Origin of the sequence: Streptococcus sp. HMSC074F05 (genome assembly GCF_001808725.1) — a bacterium.
Classification (GTDB): domain Bacteria; phylum Bacillota; class Bacilli; order Lactobacillales; family Streptococcaceae; genus Streptococcus; species Streptococcus parasanguinis_I.
In genome coordinates, this window is record NZ_KV794411.1 from 484,728 (window position 1) to 507,353 (window position 22,626).

Sequence of the window (22,626 nt, forward strand, 5' to 3'; positions counted from 1 at the left end):
ATTAGGCTCCTTTCAGTACAGTGGCTAACAAGTGGTCTTCTTTATGAGACCGGTACAGGAGAATGAACCAAGCATTAGTAATAAATAGCAAGAGAGTGACAAGAGCAATCCACCATTCCGAAGTGAGAATGAATACCAGGAGGCTTCCTAATAGTAAGAGGCCACTTTCTGAGATCAAAATCATTTGGTGAATGTTTACAAATCCCAGACCTGCAATCTTCTTCAAGAAGATTTGTTTTCTAAACTCTTCAAAATATAGGAAATTCATAGTGTTAAAAAGAAGAACAGAGGTTGCTATACCAAAGACTCCTCCTGCAATCGCCATGAGATTTTCTATTTGTATGTTTTGGGCCATTTGCTGGTAAACGTCCACTGCATAGTCGTACTGACTAACACTTTTTTCAAGATTATACTCAGCGATTAGCTTCTTACTATTCTGAAGTCCATTAAAATAAAGGTAGGGATTTAGATGGGTGAAATATGGATTCACATAGCCTCCAAAACTTTCAGGTTGAATAACCACTAAAACAGGATCTGTAAAGAATTGTTTATAGCTGATTGGTGTGTTGTTGTAGATAAAGCGTTTTTGATGATTCGGAATATACGTTACATGCGCCTTCATTGATAAGGTGATATTTCCTTGATCATCTCGAGGAGATAGATAATCTTCATATCGTTTGATCATCTCATCTTCTCGACCTTTTAATTTTTCCGGAAGCAAGAGACCAAATTCTCCTGCTTGTAAGTGATTTAAGTAATCTTTTTCTTCAGGAGATACTGGAACATCTTGGATTTCTAGGTAATTTGGAGTTACATAGAGAGTTCGTGCAAGTGGATCGTAATCTGTGATTGAAAACTCTTTACCTGTACTAGGATCCGTCATAACTCCTTTTGAACTAAAAAATACGAGATTATGATAAGCTAAAAGACCACCATTTTCAATACCAGACTCGATGAGCTTGGACCATTTCTCCACATCCTCCTTCAGACCCTCTTTACTGATATTCTGATAGAAATATTCTCGATTTGTACCAATTTGGACCCAGTTCGACTGTTTAGACCAAGCCTCACTTCCCTCTTGGTAAGTTTGCCAGACGGATCCATAAATACTGATTCGATGAACTGCAAGACCAATTAGTGTGACAGCGAGAAATTGACAAATAAAGAGGAAAACCAAAATGCGCTTTAATGGAACTTTCCCTTTTAGAAGGGTGACTAAATGCATTGTTTGAATACTATATGCAAAGAGGAAGGATAAGATAGCAGATAAAATAAGTAACATCCCATTGTAAATGATACTACTCGAAATGATGATGGAATAGGAAAAGGGTGTCAATTGAAAAAAATAAATCAGAACCGCACCCATTATACTTGTGACAATACATCCAAAAAGCAACTCTATACTATCATCTTTTAAGGAATGTCCAAAAAGTTGCAAGCGTCTCATTCCTGAGATATATCGAATCCCAGCGCTTCTCATTTCAAGTGTTTTCTGGATAATCGTCAAAGCGCTAAAACTAATGATAAAAATAACCAAGGCAAGTGATTGTGAACCGGAGCCAAAAAAGGCAATAAAGGTCTGCAGAGGATTTGGTTTCTCTATAAAAGTTTGTGAGAAACCAAGAGTATGAAGCGTTTGATCCAGCTTTTCAGTTTCTAATTCACCTGATAATACATAATAATTCGTTAGCAGGCTTTCTTTGGCAGCCAGTTCTTTCTTCTCTTTTTTAATTCCAGAAGGAAGTTTTCCCTCTCCGAAGATATCATAGGTGAAAACAACTTGCCCTTTAGAATCTGTTCTTTGTATCTGACCGGCAATTATACTATGATTTTCCCTTGCCAAACGGTCTAAACTGGAAGATAAGTCTTCATATGTGACGCTCTTTTCTTGTCTCTGCACACTTACTACCGGAAGACTGCGGTGGATAAGCGTATTTGGAGAAATAAAGGCAATCCAAATCAAAAAGCTAGAGATGAAAAGGTTTGATAAAATAATAAAGACACGTTTCATATCATCACACTTTCTAAAGCAGAAAAGGAAAGTAATACCTAGCTAGTCAATTAATTTCGTTGTTTAATAATTACTGAGTTTTACAAATTACAGTTACATTCTTTGTAAGCGAATACACTTTTCCACCTTTACTATACCACAAAATCCTTAGTAAAACAATAATTTCTATGTGAAACTAGTTTCAAAAAAGAGATCCGCTTCTGCGAATCTCTTTTGACTTTATTCCACCACAGCTTCAGCAATTTCCTCTGCAGTGATACCTGCAAAATAACGGCCTAGATTAATGGTTTGAAGGGCTTTGAGGACGTCTTCACGTTCGTATTTAACGCCACGAAGAACATCTTCTACTGCTGCAACATCTTCGATACCAAAGAAGTCACCGTAAATCTTGATATCTTGAATTTTTGATTCAATGACATTAGCGAAGATTTCCACCTTACCGCTTGGGAATTTTGTGCCACGACGGATATTGTATTCAGGAGACTTTCCATAGTTCCAATCCCAGGTGCCGAACTTGGTTTCTTTGATACGATTGATTTCAGCCAATTCTTCATCCGAGAAGACATATTCTGTCATCTCAGGGTATTCTTTCTTCATGTAGTCCAAAAGCAAGTCACGGAACTCTTCAACCGTGATTTTTTCTGGCAATTCATCGATGATATTGGTCACACGAGCACGGACTGATTTAACCCCTTTGGACTCAAACTTGTCTTTAGATACCTTGAGAGCATTGGCAAGGACTGACAAATCAACGTCAAAAAGAAGGCAACCATGGTGCATGATCCGACCATTGATGTAAGCTTGGGCATTTCCACAGAATTTCTTGCCATCAATCTCTAAGTCGTTACGACCCGTGAATTCAGCCTTAACCCCAAGTTGAGCCAAAGTGTTGATCACAGGAGTTGAGAAGCTCTTGAAGTCAAAAGCCTTGTTTTCATCTTCTTTTGAAATGATGGTGTAGTTGAGGTTGTTCAAATCGTGATAAACAGCCCCACCACCACTGATCCGACGAACCACTTCAATCCCATGCTCCCGAACGTAGTCACGGTTGATTTCTTCGATAGTATTTTGGTGGCGACCAACAATGATAGAAGGTTTGTTAATCCAAAGAAGGAAGATTTGATCTTCATCCAAGAGGTGCTTAAAAGCATATTCTTCCAAAGCAATATTAAAAGCAGTATCATTTGAATAATTAATAATGTATTTCATAAGATTCCTTTATATACGATAGAGACTGGTCCAGCATTTGCTGTCCAGCCATTCTATCATTTCAAATATTATTTCTTCTTAGGTGAGTGAACAGCCAAGCCAAGTACATCCGCAAAAGCTTCGTACATCACTTCTGAGAAGGTTGGGTGCCCATGGATGGTCTTGAGCATTTCTTCTACAGTGATTTCCATCTCAATGATAGTAGAAGCTTCGTTGATCAATTCAGCTGCTGCTGGACCAATAATGTGAACCCCAAGAACTTCACCATATTTCTTGTCTGCAATTACTTTTACAAATCCTTGAGCCGCATCTGATGCAATGGCACGTCCGTTAGCCGCAAAGTTGAATTTACCGATTTGGACATCATATTTCTCACGAGCTTGTTCTTCTGTCAAACCAACAGCTGCAACTTCTGGAAGGGTGTAGATGGCTGCAGGAGTCAAGTTCAATTTTGCAACAGCATGATTTCCCTTAAGAGCATTTTCAGCCGCTACTTCACCCATACGGAAGGCAGCGTGAGCCAACATCTTGGTACCGTTGATATCGCCTGGCGCATAGATGCCTGGAACAGATGTTTCCATGTATTCATTGACCTTGATCCGTCCACGATCCAATTCAAACTCGACTTCACCGATACCTTCAAGGTCTGGAACACGTCCGATTGATAGAAGAGCTTTGTTAGCAATGATATCATCTTTGCCTTCAACCTTGATACGGAGTTTTCCGTCTTCTTCAATGATTTCTTGCAGTTTTGTATCGGTCAAGATGGTCATCCCCTTGCGTTCAAGAATCAAACGAAGGTTCTTAGATACTTCCGCATCCATAGCTGGAACGATGCGGTCCATCATTTCGATGACTGTTACTTTTGAACCAAAGGTCATGAAGGCTTGACCAAGTTCGATCCCGACAACACCACCACCGATGATGACAAGGCTTTCTGGAACTTCGTTCATTTCAAGGATGTCATCACTGGTCATGACAAGGGATGATTCCATACCAGGAACGTTAATCTTGCTGACTTTTGAACCACCAGCAAGGATGATTTTCTTCGTTTCAAGCAATTCAGAACCGTTGACCAAGACATTCTTATCCTTAGTGATAGTACCGATTCCTTTATGAACATCCACTCCGTAGCTGCGAAGAAGTCCTGCAACACCACCGACGAGGGTATTTACGACCTTGTTCTTGGTTTCAAGAACCTTATCCATATCTACTGAGAAACTTGGATTTTCAATGATAATACCACGGTTTGCTGCATGACCAATATTTTCGATAATTTCAGCATTGTGGAGGTAAGTCTTAGTTGGGATACATCCGCGGTTCAAGCATGTTCCACCAAGTTCAGATTTCTCAACAAGAGCAACCTTACCACCTAATTGAGCTGCCTTAATAGCAGATACGTAACCAGCAGGACCACCACCAATCACTACGATATCATAAGCGTCATCGCTCTTATTGTCATCGTTTGAAGCACTTGCTGCAGCTGGTGCTGGACTTGCTTCTGGTGCAGCTGCTCCAGCGGTTGGGATGTTTTCCCCCTCTTCACCAAGATAACCGATCACTTCTGTTACAGGAACAGTTTCGCCGTCTCCTTTCAGGATAGCGATCAAGTACCCATCTTCTTCCGCTTCCAACTCCATGCTGACTTTGTCTGTCATGATTTCAAGGAGAACTTCTCCTTCTTTTACAAATTCGCCGACTTTTTTATTCCACTGAACGATTTGTCCTTCGGTCATATCTACGCCGGCTTTTGGCATAATTACTTCTAAGGCCATTTTATTTCCCTCTTTTTCTTGTTTCTATTCTCTCTCGTTGATTAGACCAACATTGAAATCGGGTCTTCAATCAAGGCTTTCAAGTCTTTCATGAATTTGGCACCAGCCATCCCATCGACAACGCGGTGGTCAATGGTCAAGCCCAAGCTCATGATTGGACGAATGACAATTTCACCATTCACAACAACTGGTTTTTCAACCGTTGCACTAACTCCAAGGATGGCAGAGTTTGGTTGGTTGATAATCGGTCCAAATGATTGAACGCCAAACATTCCTAAGTTACTGATAGTAAAGGTTGAGTTTTGCAATTCACTTGGAGCTAGTTTACCATCCAAAGTACGTCCGATAACATCCTTGAAGGCTACGACCAACTCTGACAAGGTCATCTTTTCAGCATTGTAGACAACTGGAGTCATCAAGCCATTGTCCATCCCAACTGCCATCGCTAAGTTGACATAATTGTGAGTAATGATGGTTTTGCCATCTTCTGTCAATGACGCATTGATGTATGGGTGTTTCATAAGAGTCTTAACAACCGCAAGTGAAAGCAAGTCTGTAACGGTAATTTTCTTACCAGTTGCTTCCATGATTGGATCAAGGACTTTCTTACGAAGGGCGAGCATTTCAGACATATCGACGTCGTAGTTCAATGTAAAGGTTGGTGCTGTCAAGTAAGATTCCACCATCCGTTGAGCGATTACCTTACGCATTGGTGTCATCGGAATCCGCTCGATCTCACCATAAGGTGTCACATTATCTGGAGCTTCCTCCACCTTCTCGATTTGAGCAGGTGACTTAATGGTCTCATTCTCAATATTTTCAGGAAGGAATGCAAGGACGTCTTTCTTCATGATCTTGCCACGATGACCAGTTCCTTTAATTTCCTGCCATGCAATGTTATGTTCAAGGGCAATTCGTTTTGCAAGTGGTGAAATGCGAACCACATTAGTGTCTTTAAATGTTTCCACGTCTTCTTTGTGGACACGACCGTTTGCGCCTGAGCCAGAAATATCGTAGAGATTAATTCCTAAATCATCCGCTAATTTTCTAGCTGCAGGAGTCGCTCTTAGCTTATCATCAGCCATGACCTCTCCTATTCTATACTAAGATATTAAGGACGAAGAGGGCAATGAAAAAATAGGAGATTGACGATGTGTTCGATGAACACAAGGAAATCTATCTTTTTTTCACAGACCTCCGTCCGAATTCAATTACATGATACTAAGGGCGTTTAAAAGCGACCGAAAAATAGGAAATCAACACAGACTTCGATGAAGTCAAGGAGATTTATCTTTTTTCCGAGCTTTTAGCCCGTGCTCTAATCTAAGATACTAAGGACGTAGAGAACTTTGCATCTATTAGATACAAAGCTTCTCGTCTTATCAATTAATTTACATAACTTATATTATGTATTATTCTTTGTTATATGTTTTGCGAATAGCATCTTTGATGCTTTCAACTGTTGGGATCATTGCGTTCTCAAGATTTTGTGCGTAAGGCATTGGTACATCCTCACCTGCACAACGGCGGATCGGTGCATCCAAGTAATCAAATGCTTCTGATTCTGAAATAATAGCTGAGATTTCACCAATATAGCCGCTTGTTTTGTGGGCGTCGTTGACAAGAACTACTTTTCCTGTTTTCTTAACTGAGTTAATGATGATTTCTTTATCAAGTGGAACCAAAGTACGTGGGTCTACTACTTCAACTGAGATGCCTTCTTCAGCCAATTCTTCAGCCGCTTGTAGAACACGACGTAGCATTTTTCCATAGGTTACTACTGTTACATCAGTTCCTTCGCGTTTGATTTCTCCGACACCAAGTGGGATCGTGTAGTCTGGATCAACTGGCACTTCCCCTTTTTGGTTGAATTCTGATTTGTATTCAAGAATGATAACGGGGTTGTTATCACGGATAGATGACTTGAGAAGTCCCTTCATATCCGCTGGAGTTCCAGGATCAACAACTTTCAAACCAGGAATATGAGTAAACCATGATTCCAAAGATTGGGAGTGTTGAGCTGCAGATCCAACTCCGTTACCAGTGGCACAGCGGACTGTCATCGGTACTTGCCCTTTTCCACCAAACATGTAGCGAGTCTTAGCAGCTTGGTTAACGATAGCATCCATGGCATTCACGGAGAAATCCATGAAGGTCATATCAACGATTGGGCGAAGTCCCGTCATAGCAGCACCAGCAGCTGCACCAGAAATGGCTGCTTCAGAAATAGGACAGTCACGAACACGTTCTGGCCCAAATTCTTCAAGCATACCTACAGATGTACCAAAGTCTCCACCGAAGACACCGACATCTTCACCCATCAAGAGTACATTTTCGTCGCGACGCATTTCCTCAGACATTGCAAGGATAATGGTATCGCGTAAAGACATTAATTTTGTTTCCATATTTCTCTACTTCTCCTTAGTCTGCGTAAATATCTTCGAAAGCTGATTCGAGTGGAGGGAATGGGCTTTCTTCCGCAAATTTCACTGAAGCTTCCACTGCTTCTTTCACTTCTTCTTGAATCTGATCCAATTCTTCTGCGCTCGCGATTTCATTTTCAAGGAGATACTTGCGAAGGTTTTCGATTGGATCTTTCTTCTTCCACTCTTCGACTTCTTCACGGGTCCGGTATTTACCAGGGTCTGAAGATGAGTGACCAAGCCAACGATAGGTGACACTCTCGATCAAGACAGGGCCTTTACCAGAGCGGACGTGATCGACTGCCTTCTTAAATCCTTCATAGACATCAATAACGTTGTTCCCGTCAGGAATAAACATTCCAGGAATGCCGTAAGCAGCACTACGTTCATGGATATGCTGGATATTGGTCATTTTCTTGATGTCAGCAGAGATTCCATAACCGTTATTGATACAGTAGAAAATTACTGGAAGATTCCAAATAGAAGCCATATTCACCGCTTCGTGGAAGACACCTTCGTTGGTTGCGCCGTCCCCAAAGAAGCAGACGACAATCTTACCAGTGTTTTTCATTTGTTGAGTAAGGGCTGCACCTACTGCAATCCCCATACCACCACCTACGATACCGTTAGCACCAAGGTTCCCTGCATCCAGGTCGGCGATGTGCATTGATCCACCTTTACCTTTACAAGTTCCAGTATACTTACCAAGGATTTCAGCCATCATACCATTCAAATCGATTCCTTTAGCAATGGCTTGTCCGTGTCCACGGTGGTTAGATGTCAGCAAATCATCGTCGTTTAAAGCCAACATAGCCCCAACGTTAGCCGCTTCTTCCCCAACAGAAAAGTGCGTCATTCCTGGCACTTTTCCTTTTTTTACTAACTGTGCAATTTTTAAGTCCATGCGACGGATTTCTTCCATTTTACGGAACATATCCAATAAGAGACTTTTATCTAATGTTGCCATCATTTCGCCTTTCTTAGCATTTATTCATTCTCTTTCATTCTAGCCAAAAATGAAAGCACTGTCAAAAATAATACTCAAATGATTTCACAAACTTTATTCATTGGAAGAAGGTTTTATAAGCTTTTTTTAATATAAATTCAATATTTCACAAACTTATTTCTCATAGTTTTGCTATACATATAAAAAACCGATAGGATCCTATCCTACCGGTCGGCATCTTATGATTGGCGTTGACCAAAGTCGTGAATCATTTGTTCTAACTCTTCACGACTAGGTGTTGTAAGCATATAGAGGTAATCTCCCTGAAGTTCTGCAAAGGCAGCAGGCATGTCTTTCTTCACACGGAATTGATCACTGTATTTAGCCAGAACTTCTTCCTCTGAAAGGACATAGGTTGCATTGGCACGGCGAGAAGTCGCCAAGCAATAAAGGGGCTCAAACTCAGAAGCTGGGAAAGGTTCTCCTGCTACGATGGCAGCATAACCTCGGTACAAGTCGATGGAATGAGCATAATTGTAGACATCGATGGTAAAGCCACCTGCTGGACGATTATTGTACTCGATTGCAATATAGTCATCCCCATCACGGAAGAACTCGATATGGAAGAAACGCTCTTTCATGCCAAAGGCTTTGACAATCGCTTCCCCGTATTGACGCAATTTTGGATCCATCTCTTTAAGGACATAATAAGAGTTATCCATCTTGTAGAGCATCAAATCGAGTGGCGTATAAGCATAGTCAAAAGTCGTTGAGAAGACAATGTTGCCATCACGATCGACCAGACCATCAAAGGTACAGATCTCGCTAGAAGTGACGAATTTCTCAAAGAAGTACTCCGTATGTCCATCCCATTCTGCCTTGAAATGATCTACATCTTCTGGTGTTTCAAGTTTAAAGGTCGCTGCTGCTCCTACTCCATTGTCAGGTTTGGCAATCAATGGTAACCCAATCTTCTTCACGGCCTTATCAATGTCTTTTTCTGTTTTAGCCACGGCACCAGGAACGACAGGAACTCCTACTTTCTTGAAGAGTTTCTTCATTTCTGATTTAAACTTGGTTTTCTTCAGATCTTTTGGCTTAGCTCCGAAGACATTGAATTGCTCCCGAAGCGCCGCATCTAATTCCAACCAGTACTCGTTATGGGACTCGATGCGATCGATTGGCCCGTGTTTGTAGAAGAGGAAGGCTACTGCACGCTTCACTTCATCTAAGTCTTCCATATTTTCTACACGGAAATACTCTGTCAAACTATTGCGCAAAGGCTCATCTAACTGTTCGTACGGCTCTTGACCAATCCCCAAGACAGTGATTCCCTTGTTAGCTAGTTCAATGGTGAATTGTTGGAAATTTTGTGGATAATAAGGTGAAATAACAAGATAATTCATAGAGGTCTCCTTCCTTTTGACTTATAGATACATTTGCCCTAGGAAATAGGGCATTTGCTTGCGCCACCATTCCCAATCGTGGGCTACATCATGGCCCCATTCAGCGAACCAAGCGGGAATGTTTTTGTGATCAAAGGCTTCTTTCAGTTTGTAGAAAGATGGAAGCCCGTCATGCTCCCAAGCTCCTAAACCAGTACAAACAACGATTTCGGCCTGACGGTAACGATCGATAAACCAGCCATCATTTTGGTTCCAGATATAATCAGATGGAGAGTTTTGGTAAATGGCTTCATCGCCTCCAAACTCACCAACAAAGAAACGAGCGTCATAGATACCACTCAAGGCAATCACTTTGTTGAAGACATCTGGATGTTGCAAGAAGAAATTGAGCGCGTGGTAAGCTCCCATAGAACAGCCAGTTGTCATCATCGGGTCAAACCAGCCTGTTTTGTGTTTGATAAAAGGAATGGCTTCTTCAATCACATAGCGTTCATAAGCGCGATGCATTTCAGCTCGATCGTGTGGGTTTTTCCAATCACAAAGCCAGCTCTCACTATCGACACTCGAAAGAGTGAAGAATTGAACCCGTCCTTCTTCGATGAACTGAGCACAGGCATCAATCATACCAAAGTCATAGTATTCGTTATGGCTTCCCCCTGATGAAGCAAAGACTACTACAGGAATCCCTGCATGTCCATAACAGTTTAGATACATTTCGCGGTTAAGTTGGCCACTCCAGTGGCTTAGATGTTCAATATTCATAGGTTCCCTCTTTCTTTATTATAAAACTTTAAAAGCTTTAGTCCCACTTCTCTGCTAAGAAACGAAGACATTCCGGTAAATGCTCTGCCCAGGCTTCTTCATGGTGGATAGCCCCAGACTGAATCCGAATAGCGATATTTTCTAAAGCTACTCCTTGTTGAATGACATCATGATAGTAACGAAGAGATGAGTCAATATAGGCTTGCTTGATATTCCCTGCCATTAGGGTTTTATCGGTATCATCAGCCTCTTCCGTCCCCACATAGATGTAAATGCGTTGATCTGCATATAATTTTTTACGCTCGATATAATGATTGAAGGCATCTTGGTGCAGCCAGTTAGCGGATGAAAAGACCCCTAAACAACCGATTTGATCTTGGTACTCTAAGCCCAAGAATTGGGTAATATTTCCACCCAAGGAAGAACCAATCATGGCTGTATGTTCTCGATCAGCAAGCGTTCGGTATTCTTGGTCAATGAAAGGTTTGACCACTTCCATAACGAACTCTCCGTACTCAACGCCCTTGCCACCAAATTGCATTCCAGGAATATTAGATTCCTTGTATTTCCAGGCAGAGTATTCATTCATGCGTTGGAAACCATCATTATCGATAGCAACGACAATCATGCGGCTAATATCAGGATTCCGCTTAATGGCTGGAATCACCTTCCAGGAATGACCTGCAAAAGCTTCCTTGCTATAGAGAACATTCTGGCCATCATGAAAATAGACAACAGGATAGCGTCGATCGGTATCTGTTTCATAATTCTTAGGTAATAAGACTCTCACACGACGGAGTTTTCCGGTATAAGGCACTTTCAACTCGTGTGTCTTCATATCTAAATAAAAATAGGATTTGTTCATTGTCAGAAAACTCTCTATATTCTAAATTTTATTCATTATACCATTTTTAGAAGAAAAAGTCTGGATTTTCTCCAAACTTTTTCCTTTCTTGGGTTATTTTTCCATAAACTGAGCCAAATCTTGTAAAGAACGTTCGGCAATTTTCTCATAACGTTCCTTTTTATCCCGAATGCGTGGTCCTTCTAGCTCTTTGATAATCCCGAAGTTGACATTCATGGGTTGGAAATGCTTGCTATCTGCATGGGTGATATAGTGAGCCAGGCTTCCGATAGCTGTCGTTTCAGGGAAAATCGCTGCTTCTTCTCCTTTGAAAAGGCGAGCGGCATTGATTCCAGCTACCAAACCTGAGGCCGCTGACTCAACATAGCCTTCTACACCTGTCATTTGACCTGCAAAGAAGAGATTTGGTTGTTTCTTCGAGCGGTAGGTTTGTTCCAGCAGATTTGGAGAATCCATGTAGGAATTGCGGTGCATGACGCCGTATCTGACAAACTCCGCATGTTCCAAACCTGGAATCATTTGGAAGACCCGTTTTTGTTCGCCCCATTTAAGGTGAGTTTGGAAGCCGACGATATTGTAGAGGCTGGCAGCCGCATTGTCTTGGCGCAACTGAACGACTGCGTAGGGTGTCTTAAACTCCCCATCACGTGGCCCTTTGTAATCATCTGGATACTCGAGTCCAACTGGCTTCATAGGACCATAGAGCATGGTTTTGATACCACGTTTGGCCATGACTTCAATGGGCATACAGCCTTCGAAATACTTTTCTTTTTCAAAAGAGTTGAGCGGGGCTTCTTCAGCATTGACCAAGGCCTCGTGGAAGTCCATAAACTCTTGCTTGGTCATTGGGCAGTTGAGATAAGCTGCTTCTCCCTTGTCATAGCGTGACTTGAGATAGACCTTGTTCATATCGACAGTATTGACATCGATGATTGGAGCTGCTGCATCATAAAAATAGAAACCATCGCCACCATTAAGGGCGTGAATCTTTTCTGCCAAGGCATCGCTGGTTAGAGGCCCCGTTGCGACCACTGTGATGGCATCTGTCGGCAATTCAGTAATTTCATCACGAATGACTTCAATAAGCGGGTGTTGGGACACCTTCTCCGTCACCCGGCTAGCAAAACCTTCTCGGTCCACAGCAAGTGCTCCACCGGCTGGTACACGAGTCGCTTCCGCTGCTTCAAGGATGACAGAACCCCGACGACGCATTTCTTCTTTGAGGAGCCCGACAGCATTGGTGAGAGAATCCCCACGAAGAGAGTTGGAACAAACTAGCTCCGCAAAGTTGTCTGTTTTGTGTTGCGGAGTGGATTTAACCCCCCGCATTTCATAAAGCTTGACCGGAATTCCCTGTTGGGCAATCTGGTAAGCTGCTTCTGAGCCGGCGAGGCCTGCACCGATCACATTGATATAAGATTGAGACATGACACTAATACCTCTTTGGGTATCAAAACACCTCACTGAACTGTTAGACACCCACAAATCTTTCTAATTTTCTACTTGGTCCATTATACCAAAAAGCCAAGTAAAAAGACAAACAGGAAAAACCCTGACTGTCTTCGAAAATCATTGTTTATTGAAGCTGAATGATCTATAAGCATTCAGCTGATTTTTGTCTTCGTAACTAATGCTAAAGCCCACTTCTGTATTCCTAGGTAGTTTATCAACTTGAAGTATTTGAGCAAGTAAGTATTGAAAATCAGAATCCGTCCAATTTTCAATATCTTCATTAGTTACTTGTAGGTTTTGTTTTCGTACCTCTTTTATATCAATGTCTATATCAATTCTAAAGGTCGAACGATTATCAGCAACTCTATTTAAGAGTATTTCGCGATTACGAATAAGTATATCATCATCTAGATTTTTTTCTCTTCTTGGGTCTAGCTGCTTGATTAACGGAGCTAGTTCTTTGATATCCGTCTTTAAAATGGCCTCTCTTTTTTCTTGCTCCTCAAGATAAGTTTCTGGATTTCCACTATATTCTTCTTTTGGTACCAAAGAATACCTCGAGTTAAAGAACTTCAATTCAATTGAGTTTTTAATATAAAGTTTCCTAATCGCATCATCGCTTAAAAATGTCGAAATCAAGCTACCGCTCTGAAGTAGCTTATTGTATGCTTCGTCTAGCCTATCATAATTGTCATCACCAGAAACATACTCCATTTCTAGGCGATAGACTTTTTTCTTCGAAAAACCTAGGAAAATTTTCTTCTCGACTTCTTTAAGTTTCGGATTATATCTGAGGACTGGAGTTTTCTCAACATAATCTTTTTCAAAATCTACATAGACATCAACAAATTTTTCAGTTCCTTCAATGTAAATTGGAGATCCCTGATAGCCGAACGTATCAGCTGTCGAGTATCCTTCCGCTTTTAGCCCTGCAGCTTCTACTACGGAACGAATATTTGATATAGCCGCATTCGCTAAATCATTATCTACTCCGTTGTTACATGATGACAATATTAATAATGTCAGCATAGGTAAGAGTACACTAATTACTTTCTTAATCGCTTTTCTTTTCATTTCTCCTCCTAGCATGCAATTTAAACAAAATCCTTATTTTCGTTACAGTTAGAATCTTAAAGGGATCAATTTCCAGTTGATTGGTGATCTTATAAAATTATCTATATTTTTTGACATAGTATCCTTCCAGATTCATAGACACAACCAGGCTGCTAGGAGGGCAGAGAGGATACTGAATAAGGATCCAATCAAGTAATACTCCGCAAAGGCTGGATTTTCCGAAATTTTATTGTAGCGGGCGATAGATTTGGCCGTAAATACTAGGCCGATAGAAGCAAATTGCCCATAGACGAGACAGGCACCAATCACCAAACGCTCTAAAAAACCAATCATGGAACCAGCCCCAGTGATCGTATCCATTTTCTTCTTGCTGGTGGGTTGATACTTAGCAAACATAATTTTAAAGGAAATATTGCTTGGTTTCCCAACTAGAAGAACATAAAAAATCAGATTTAAAGTGTCTATTGGCAGATAGGTCGTGCCATTCTTCGCTCCTAAAAGGACTAGACAGCTAATGATGGCGATATGCAAGACTTGATCCAAGGCAAAAGTCCATGCGGTTGGTAATTTCAATTGCTTCTGCACGATCGGTTTTAAGAAATCTATTGTAGCATGGGTCAGTAAAATAACCAAGCAAATCCACCACAAATCTAGATGACAGAAGGAAACGACGATCAGAGGCAGAGCTACATATAGAATGTGAAGCCCTAGCACCTTCTTATCCTGATCCTTGCGATCCGCCATCTTTTGGCTTTGAAAATAATAATCTGATAGTAAATGACAAATCAACAAGAGAATCAAGTATGGATTCACTACGATACTAGACAATCCGCTCATTTTCCTCTCCTTTCACTATGCTTTGTATACTGGCCAGGGCAGCTGCTCTCCCCCGTAAATAAACACGGACACTGCTACTCTTCAACCGTTTAGAGAGGGCACTTGGGTTGATAGCTAGTGATTGGGCCAAATCCTGCTGACTAAAGGACTCGCTATATACGGATCTCTTTAGAAGATTGAGCAAGATCTCTTCCTGACTATCCCGCCAACCTGAACGAATGGCTTCTCCAGAAGCGATGAGGGCGTTCACAAAAAAGTCTTGGTTTTCCTTCCCGCTTGAAAAATAAATCTGTGTATTGCCATAGTCATTTTTCTGATGAACAAAATTGATGGCTGCGCGTGCATTCCAATAAGCTGGACCATCTGCTCCAACACTTTGCAAGGGATCAATAGCTGTTACAATCTCCCCAAGGCCAATTCCAAAACGAAGCTGAGTAGGGGTTAGTTCTGAACGTAAGGTATCGATGATTTGAAAAACTGGAGCATCCACTTTTAAAAGCGCCTGAAACTCATCCCCCAAGGTCAAAGTAAAACGGGATGCCAGGTAATCTCCAAATAATTCGTTCATCTTTTGAAGCGTTTTTTCTACCTGTTTTTGCAGGTCAAGACGTTCTTGAACCATTTTGGAATCAATGACATCTGCAATCAAAGCAAGATACATAAGCCCACCTCCTTATGTCTATTATAACGAAAAAAAGCAAAAATGTCTATTATAACAGACATTTAAGAAAATTGCCGTTATAATAGACATCGAATCATTTAAAAGATTATTTCACTTTTTCTTCTTCGTAGTCACCGTTGCTACAAACGACTTGTTTGCCACCGCCACGGACTTTCTTCTCAACTAAGTAATGACCACATTTTGGACAGTCACGGCCGATTGGCTTGTCCCAAGAAGTAAATTCACAGTCTGGGTAGCGATTACAGCCATAGAAAATACGATTTCGTTTGGTTTTACGCTCGATGATTTGTCCCTGATGACAGTTTGGACATTCCACCCCGATTTCTTTGACAATGGCTTGAGTATGACGACAATCTGGGAAATTACTACAAGCATAGAACTTACCAAAACGTCCTAATTTAATCACCATCGGGCTGCCACAGACTTCACAATCAAAACCAGCTGGTTCGTCTTTGATTTGGATTTTTTCCATCTCTTCTTCAGCCTTGGCGACTTCTTTAGAGAATGGTTTGTAGAAGGCATCAATGACTTTTTGCCACTCTTCTTTTCCGAGTTCGACATCATCGAGTTTCCCTTCCATCTCCGCTGTGAAGGTCACATTGACAATATCTGGGAAAAACTCAACAATCAGTTTATTAACGATCTCCCCTAATTCCGTTGGTTCAAAGCGTTTAGCTACCAGCTTCACATAATAGCGTTTTTGAATGGTCTCAATCGTCGGAGCATAGGTTGAAGGTCGTCCAACACCGTTCTCTTCCAAGGTCTTAATCAAGGTTGCTTCAGAATATCGAGCAGGTGGTTGGGTAAAGTGTTGCTCCGGCTTGCTATTGACCTGCTTGACGATATCGCCTTCTACCATGTCCGGCAACATCTTGTTTTTGTCTGAATCATTATAAATCGCCAAATAACCGTCAAACTTTACCTGACTCCCATTCGCTGTATATTGAACCCCATTTTGACCTAAACGGACATTCATAGTATCAAAAACAGCTGCCGTCATCTGGCTAGCGACAAAACGATTCCAAATCAAGGTGTAGAGTTTCAATTGGTCTTTGTCCAAGTATTTAGCAATGCTCTCAGGAGTATTGAAGACGCTAGACGGACGAATCGCTTCGTGGGCATCTTGGGCACCAGAAGCATTCTTCACACGGCTTCCATGCTTAGAATATTTCTCACCGAAGCGATCCACGATAAAGTTAGCTGCCTCATTTTGCGCAACCGGACTGATCCGTGTGGAGTCGGTACGCATATAGGTAATCAAACCTTGAACACCAGAGCCGATATTGATTCCTTCGTACAATTGCTGAGCGACCATCATGGTCTTGCGTGTACGGAAGTTGATCTTATTGGCTGCATCCATCTGCATAGAAGAGGTGGTGTAAGGAAGTGGTGCATTCCGACGACGTTCTTTCTTTTCAACTTTTTCAACAGTAAAATCTTTGCCATCTAAGCGTTCAAGAACAGCTTTCACCTCTTCATTGGTGTTGAGCTTCATCTTCTTGCCATCAATCCCATAGAAGCTAGCTTGGAATTGTTTGGTCCCTTTTTTGAAGACACCATCAATGGTCCAATATTCTTCCGGCTTGAAATCATTAATTTCGTTTTCACGATCAATAATTAATTTGAGGGCAACTGATTGCACGCGCCCTGCAGAAAGTCCTTTTTTAACCTTTTTCCAAAGAATAGGCGAAATTGAATACCCTACAATCCGGTCCAAGACACGACGGGCTTGTTGGGCATCGACCAAGTCCATATCGATTTGGCGCGGTTCTTTAAAGGCATTTTTTACTGCATCCTTGGTGATTTCGTTAAAGACCACGCGGTTCTTTTCTTTGGCATCCAAGTTCAAAATATGCGCTAAATGCCAAGAAATAGCTTCTCCTTCTCGGTCCGGGTCACTTGCGAGAAAGACTTGTTTGGCTTTTTTAGCTTCTTTTTTCAAATCATTGATCAAGGGACCTTTTCCGCGAATATTGATATACTCCGGTTCATAGTTATTGTCGAAGTCAATAGACATCGTAGATTTTTTCAGATCCCGAATATGGCCAACACTAGCCATGACTTTGTAGTTACGACCAAGGTATTTTTCGATTGTTTTCGCCTTAGCAGGAGACTCCACAATCACCAAATTTTTCTTGGTTGTACTGCTTTTCTTTTTTGTTACCACGTTTTATCCCTCTGTATTGTATAAATCTCATTGAGTTTAATACATTTTAAGAAAGATGTCAACTAGGAACTTCTCCTATAGGAAAATCACAATTCGTATTTCAATTCATCAAGAATGTCCTGGCCTGAGGTGACAAGCTTTGCACCTTCTTGAATCAGATGATGGCAGCCTGCAGATTTTCCATCTAAAATATTTCCTGGAATAGCAAAAACGTCTCGGCCTTCTTCCATAGCACGCTCACAAGTAATCAAACTCCCTGAACGGAGTCGCGCCTCTGCCACAATCACTGCCTGACAGAGACCTGCAATGATGCGATTTCTCTCAGGAAAATGAAACTTAAGTGGGGCCTGCCCTGGACCATACTCGCTCAAGATCAGATGGTTTTCCCCCATATGTGCCTGCAGTCTTTGATTGCTTTTAGGATAAAAGACATCCAGTCCCGTTCCTATCACTCCGATGGTCTTGCCACCATTTCGTATACTGGCATAATGAGCTGTCGCATCAATTCCCTTAGCAAGTCCACTAACGATGACCAGTTCATTTCCAAGTTCTTTAATAATCTTCTCTACAGATCGCACCCCTTCTCGCGTCGTTTCCCGAGCTCCTACGACTGCAATCTTCGGTTTGGTTAACAGCTCCAAATCTCCTTGGTAAAAAAGGAGTACAGGAGGATTGTAGATCTGTAGCAATTCCTCCGGGTATTCAGGATCAAAAATGGATAGAGATGGGAACCGTTCAAACTCCTTGTGTAAATGCTCTTCATCCAGCTGCCGGTATTTGTCTACAAAATGAATAATACTGCGACAGCGAGCGATCCTTGCTATCTCTTCTAAGCTTGGTAAGGCTTGGTCTTTCCTACAGTAGTCCAAAACTCTCAAGACTTGCTCATTTGATAAACCAGCTTCTTTTAATTTAAAGATTTCAAATTTCTCCATGGTCACCTTCTACTTCCTCTCACTTATTTATTCGAAAAAGAATGGAAAAAAAGCTCTATTTCTAGAACTTTTTTTGATATGTAGAAGAATAAAAGTAAGATGCGGCACCAATCAAGTTGCTTTCATTATGGAAGCGAGCCGCTTGGATCGGCAAGGCCTCAAATTGTTTATGCCCTTTTTGAGAGAGTAGGTTATGGTATTGTCGACTGATCTCATCGATCAGTAGCGGTTGGCTACTAATGCCCCCTCCAATTGTCACCTTCTCAAGCAGGAGCAATGATTGAAGATTAAAAATCAGAATAGCAATATCATGACAATACTCCCGAAACAAGGATTTCAGCTCCTCATGGCCTCCTTGATCAAGAGCCTTGAAAACGGCTATACCATCTGCCTTTTCTAGGTTTAAGATGTGACTAGCCTTCTCAACAAATTGAACAGCTGAACCGGTGTTTTCCAAAAGATTGGAAATACCTTGCAAAAAGAGTCCGCGATGAAAGCGGCGATTTTCTGGTGTTCTTTCTGACTTATCAATAGACCGAATGTATTCTGTCAGTTGCCATCCTCTCAATAGGTCACGATTAGAAAGAAGAGCAAGGCCAACTCCTGTCCCCAAGACCAAGGTCGCACCGCAAGGACAATCTTTTAGATTACCAAGCCTTGCTTCCGCTAGACCAGCGGCTTCTCCATCATTGAGAACGGTGACAGGTACTTGAAATGTTTGTTCGAGTCTACTTGCTAGAGGAATGCCTCGTAAATATGGAATGAGACCACCTCGAAAGACAAAGCCAAGGCTCTTTTGGATCTCACCAGGGCATGAAATGGCGATCCCCTCGATTTCTTCCCTTACGGGTGCAACGATTTCTTCTAATCCTTGCCAAAAGTCCTCAATCGTGGGTGGTGTTGGGATCTTGTCTGTATGAACCAATTGATAGTCCGCATCCATCAGACCATACTTTATAAAGGTTCCTCCGATATCGATGGTAAATAGCATAGCCTAATCCTCACACATTGATTTGATAGGTTCAAATGAACGCCGATGAATAGGTGTCACTCCCAGCTTGTCGAGGCCAGCCAGATGCTTAGCCGTCCCATAGCCAGCGTTCTGAGCAAAATCATAACCTGGATATTCTTTATCAAACTCTTCCATCATCTGATCCCGAGTCACCTTGGCTACGATGGATGCTGCAGCAATGGATAAGGAGTTGGCATCCCCTTTGATGATACTAGTTTGGGGAATAGGAAGATCCAACTTCATGGCATCAATCAAAAGATGCTGGGGTTGAGGCTCTAACTGACCAATGGCCTCCATCATGGCTAGCTTCGTAGCTTCATAGATATTAACCTGATCAATCACTTGATTGTCCTTGATGCCGATTCCGATCGCAATGGCGTTTTGGAGCACAGCCTCATAGATTTCTTTGTGTTTGGATTTTGGAATCTTTTTACTATCGTTGAGTCCCAGAATTTTACAAGCTTTCGGCAAGATCACGGCAGCTGCAACAACTGGACCCGCTAATGGGCCGCGTCCCACTTCATCCACACCTGCAATAAGATCAATCCCTTGAGCATAAAGTTCTTTCTCATAGGCTAGCATTTTTTCCAAACGCAAGTCTTCATCCACTTGTTTTTGGAGTTCGCGTTTTCGTTTGCTGATAGCCGCTTGAACCCCCGCTCGACCATCAAGGATCAATTCTTCAAATAAGGGATGATCTAGATCGTCAATCGTTGCCAAACGCTCTTTGATTTCTTTAATCGTTGGCATCTATTTCACCTACACGATCAAGGGAATAGCGTCCCAAACGACCATCACGTACATCCTTGACAAACAAACTGTAAAAACGGTCGTAATCCTCTCGAAATCCTAATTTCTGGGTCATTTCCATAATGATTTCAGGAGCTTCTTGTTCCAGATCCATTTGTTTAAAACGTTCCTGCAAAACAGCTGGATAGTGCTTTTTGAAATAGTTAAGACCAAAGATGGTCACTTCATCCATTGGAAGCAACTGGTCTTTGATGGCACCTGTTAAAGCGAGCTTTAAGGCCACTTCTTCATCTTCAAACTTGGGCCAGAGAATCCCAGGAGTATCCAAGATTTCAAGGTCTTTGTTGGTTTTCAACCACTGTTGCCCCTTGGTCACCCCTGGTTTATTCCCAACAACAGCAATCTTTTTCCCTGCTAAGCGGTTCATCAAAGTTGATTTCCCGGCATTAGGAATTCCGATGATCATGGTCCGAAGGGTTTCAATCTGAATTCCCCGTTCCTTTTGACGGGCAATTTTATCGGCCATCAAGCTCTTAGCAGCATCTGTGACCTTCTTAACCGTAGATTGCTCTTTGGAGTTGATAGCCAAGGTTTTGATGCCTTGAGACTCAAAATAGTCCTGCCATTCTTTTGTTGCCACAGGATCTGCCAAGTCTACCTTGTTCAAAATCATTAATTTAGGCTTATCACCAACAATTTTCGTTAACATAGGATTTTGGCTTGATAGGGGTAAACGAGCATCTACCAGAACCGTCACAAAATCCACAAATTTTAAATTTTCTTGTACTTGTCTTCTAGCTTTGGACATGTGTCCAGGAAACCATTGTATAGTTGCCATGTTCTCCATTCCTTTCCAGTTCAATCTCTTCTATTATACCATGTTTTCTGAAATCACTGTGATTAAGAAAAATACTAAAAAAGAAGCTACCTAAGTAACTTCTATTTTATATTCTAGCGAATTTGCTCAAAATGCAAATGCACGGCGATATGATCACCATAGCCGCTCCGTTCCAAATCACGTTGCAAGCGATAAGAAATATAGTGTTCAGCAATGGTAATATAACCAGCACCAAGTAAACGGTGCTCAACCATTGACTGGATCATGCTGATCGTCGCACGTTCCACTTTAGCTTCTTCCAAATCCATCACAACTTTCTTGGTCACTTGCGCCAAGTTTTGGCGAAGATCATCCGTCAAGACATAAACTGTTTGTGCTGCCTTCAAAACAGCTTGATAGATTTTATCTGGGTCAAATTCTACAACTTCACCACTACGTTTAATGACTTCCATCTTATTCTCCTTGATCATCAATATACTTCTATTATCTTAATAAATAGGGGATTTGTCAAGAATCTAAGACATCAATAATCCGGACGAAGAACTCCCGTAATGATTTCTTTGGTCGCGTGGTAATCCCCATCCACTACAACCTTGATAATGCGCTTCGCTTCCTCAGCAGGAGCTGGCACTAATGGTAAACGAGTTGGCCCCGCTTCAAAGCCCATATAGTTTAAAACAGCTTTGACAGGAGCTGGACTCGGATAAGAAAAGAGAGCATTGACTTTAGGGATAAATTGACGTTGGATGGCTGCAGCTTTTTTTATATCGTTGTGCTCAATGGCTTGGAACATCTCATACATCTCATCTCCATTTGTATGAGAGGCTACTGAGATCACCCCATCAGCTCCAAGGTTCATAGCATGGAAAGCATCTCCATCTTCCCCTGTATAGACGAGAAATTCTTCGGGCTTGTGTTCAATCAAGTAGGCCATATTAGCCAGGGTTGTACACTCTTTTACCCCAATGATATTTGGGTGTTCTGCCAAACGAAGCATGGTTTCTGGTGTCATTTCGACAACCACTCGCCCTGGAATATTGTAGATAATAATCGGAAGATTAGATGCATCCGCAATTGCTTTAAAGTGTTGATACATTCCTTCTTGGGATGGTTTGTTGTAGTAAGGGACGATAGCCAACCCTGCTGCAAAGCCACCAAAAGCATCCACTTCTTTAACGAACTCGATCGAATCGCGAGTTTCATTGGTTCCGACACCAGCGATCAAAGGAACTCGACCATTGACAATCTTTTGTACAGCTGCAAAGAGCTCCAATTCCTCATCGTGGGTCAGGGTTGGACTTTCCGCAGTCGTACCAGCTAAGAGAATCCCGTCTGTATGATGAGCCAAGAGGTGCTCGATCAAGGCAGGAAGAGCGTCAAAATTAATGGTCCCATCTTCATGGAAGGGGGTGATAAATGCAGTGATGATTTTACAATCTTTTAAATCATTATAAGACATAGAAAAACCTTTCTCTATACAAG

General features: G+C 41.7%; 20 protein-coding genes. All 20 read right to left on the reverse strand.

From position 1 onward, the window contains the following. Position 1: 1 nt before the first annotated feature. Positions 2–2,011 (reverse strand): DUF1430 domain-containing protein, encoded by a 2,010-nt coding sequence (locus HMPREF2685_RS06180; protein ID WP_070465920.1) that lies wholly within the window; start codon positions 2,009–2,011, stop codon positions 2–4. A 219-nt stretch (positions 2,012–2,230) separates the two neighbouring features. After that, the gene (locus HMPREF2685_RS06185; protein WP_070465922.1) at positions 2,231–3,220 is read right to left on the reverse strand and encodes a lipoate--protein ligase; all 990 of its coding nucleotides are present in this window, start codon (positions 3,218–3,220) and stop codon (positions 2,231–2,233) included. Between the two features lie 68 nt (positions 3,221–3,288). Next, positions 3,289–4,995, reverse strand: a complete 1,707-nt coding sequence (gene lpdA / locus HMPREF2685_RS06190; protein ID WP_070465924.1) for a dihydrolipoyl dehydrogenase — start codon at positions 4,993–4,995, stop codon at positions 3,289–3,291. Between the two features lie 41 nt (positions 4,996–5,036). Further along, positions 5,037–6,080, reverse strand: a complete 1,044-nt coding sequence (locus HMPREF2685_RS06195; RefSeq protein ID WP_070465925.1) for a dihydrolipoamide acetyltransferase — start codon at positions 6,078–6,080, stop codon at positions 5,037–5,039. 327 nt (positions 6,081–6,407) lie between these two features. Next, complete coding sequence (locus tag HMPREF2685_RS06200; protein WP_070465926.1) at positions 6,408–7,400, reverse strand: alpha-ketoacid dehydrogenase subunit beta; 993 nt, start codon at positions 7,398–7,400, stop codon at positions 6,408–6,410. A 16-nt stretch (positions 7,401–7,416) separates the two neighbouring features. After that, positions 7,417–8,385 (reverse strand): thiamine pyrophosphate-dependent dehydrogenase E1 component subunit alpha, encoded by a 969-nt coding sequence (locus HMPREF2685_RS06205; protein ID WP_070466686.1) that lies wholly within the window; start codon positions 8,383–8,385, stop codon positions 7,417–7,419. A 218-nt stretch (positions 8,386–8,603) separates the two neighbouring features. Next, on the reverse strand, positions 8,604–9,770 hold the full coding sequence (locus HMPREF2685_RS06210; RefSeq protein ID WP_070465927.1) for an ATP-grasp domain-containing protein: 1,167 nt from the start codon (positions 9,768–9,770) through the stop codon (positions 8,604–8,606). A 21-nt stretch (positions 9,771–9,791) separates the two neighbouring features. Continuing rightward, positions 9,792–10,532 (reverse strand): esterase family protein, encoded by a 741-nt coding sequence (locus tag HMPREF2685_RS06215; protein ID WP_070465929.1) that lies wholly within the window; start codon positions 10,530–10,532, stop codon positions 9,792–9,794. A gap of 37 nt (positions 10,533–10,569) precedes the next feature. Continuing rightward, positions 10,570–11,397, reverse strand: coding sequence for an alpha/beta hydrolase (locus HMPREF2685_RS06220; protein WP_070465931.1), 828 nt, complete (start codon positions 11,395–11,397; stop codon positions 10,570–10,572). A 93-nt stretch (positions 11,398–11,490) separates the two neighbouring features. Beyond that, entirely contained in the window at positions 11,491–12,825 is a 1,335-nt protein-coding gene (trmFO, locus tag HMPREF2685_RS06225; protein WP_049522997.1) for a methylenetetrahydrofolate--tRNA-(uracil(54)-C(5))-methyltransferase (FADH(2)-oxidizing) TrmFO, read from the reverse strand. A gap of 141 nt (positions 12,826–12,966) precedes the next feature. Further along, complete coding sequence (locus HMPREF2685_RS06230) at positions 12,967–13,923, reverse strand: hypothetical protein (protein WP_031573199.1); 957 nt, start codon at positions 13,921–13,923, stop codon at positions 12,967–12,969. Positions 13,924–14,055: 132 nt separating this feature from the next. Next, positions 14,056–14,760 carry a DUF3307 domain-containing protein gene (locus tag HMPREF2685_RS06235; protein WP_049486166.1) on the reverse strand — a complete coding sequence of 235 codons (705 nt, stop codon included), beginning with the start codon at positions 14,758–14,760 and terminating at the stop codon, positions 14,056–14,058. Continuing rightward, positions 14,744–15,421, reverse strand: a complete 678-nt coding sequence (locus HMPREF2685_RS06240; protein ID WP_049486165.1) for a SatD family protein — start codon at positions 15,419–15,421, stop codon at positions 14,744–14,746. The genes HMPREF2685_RS06235 and HMPREF2685_RS06240 overlap by 17 nt, the downstream gene beginning before the upstream one ends. A gap of 106 nt (positions 15,422–15,527) precedes the next feature. Beyond that, on the reverse strand, positions 15,528–17,609 hold the full coding sequence (gene topA / locus HMPREF2685_RS06245; RefSeq protein WP_031573190.1) for a type I DNA topoisomerase: 2,082 nt from the start codon (positions 17,607–17,609) through the stop codon (positions 15,528–15,530). Positions 17,610–17,695: 86 nt separating this feature from the next. Then, positions 17,696–18,544, reverse strand: coding sequence for a DNA-processing protein DprA (dprA, locus tag HMPREF2685_RS06250; protein WP_023918173.1), 849 nt, complete (start codon positions 18,542–18,544; stop codon positions 17,696–17,698). Between the two features lie 61 nt (positions 18,545–18,605). Next, the gene (locus HMPREF2685_RS06255) at positions 18,606–19,535 is read right to left on the reverse strand and encodes an ROK family protein (RefSeq protein ID WP_045759472.1); all 930 of its coding nucleotides are present in this window, start codon (positions 19,533–19,535) and stop codon (positions 18,606–18,608) included. A gap of 3 nt (positions 19,536–19,538) precedes the next feature. Then, complete coding sequence (locus tag HMPREF2685_RS06260; RefSeq protein WP_070465933.1) at positions 19,539–20,306, reverse strand: ribonuclease HII; 768 nt, start codon at positions 20,304–20,306, stop codon at positions 19,539–19,541. Beyond that, a complete protein-coding gene (gene ylqF / locus HMPREF2685_RS06265; protein WP_023918177.1) occupies positions 20,293–21,144 on the reverse strand; it encodes a ribosome biogenesis GTPase YlqF in 852 nt (283 codons plus the stop codon). Before ylqF ends, HMPREF2685_RS06260 begins: the two co-directional genes overlap by 14 nt. A 113-nt stretch (positions 21,145–21,257) precedes the next feature. Continuing rightward, on the reverse strand, positions 21,258–21,596 hold the full coding sequence (locus HMPREF2685_RS06270; RefSeq protein WP_006597242.1) for an ATP cone domain-containing protein: 339 nt from the start codon (positions 21,594–21,596) through the stop codon (positions 21,258–21,260). A 71-nt stretch (positions 21,597–21,667) separates the two neighbouring features. After that, positions 21,668–22,603, reverse strand: a complete 936-nt coding sequence (dapA, locus tag HMPREF2685_RS06275; RefSeq protein ID WP_070465935.1) for a 4-hydroxy-tetrahydrodipicolinate synthase — start codon at positions 22,601–22,603, stop codon at positions 21,668–21,670. Between the last annotated feature and the right edge of the window lie 23 nt (positions 22,604–22,626).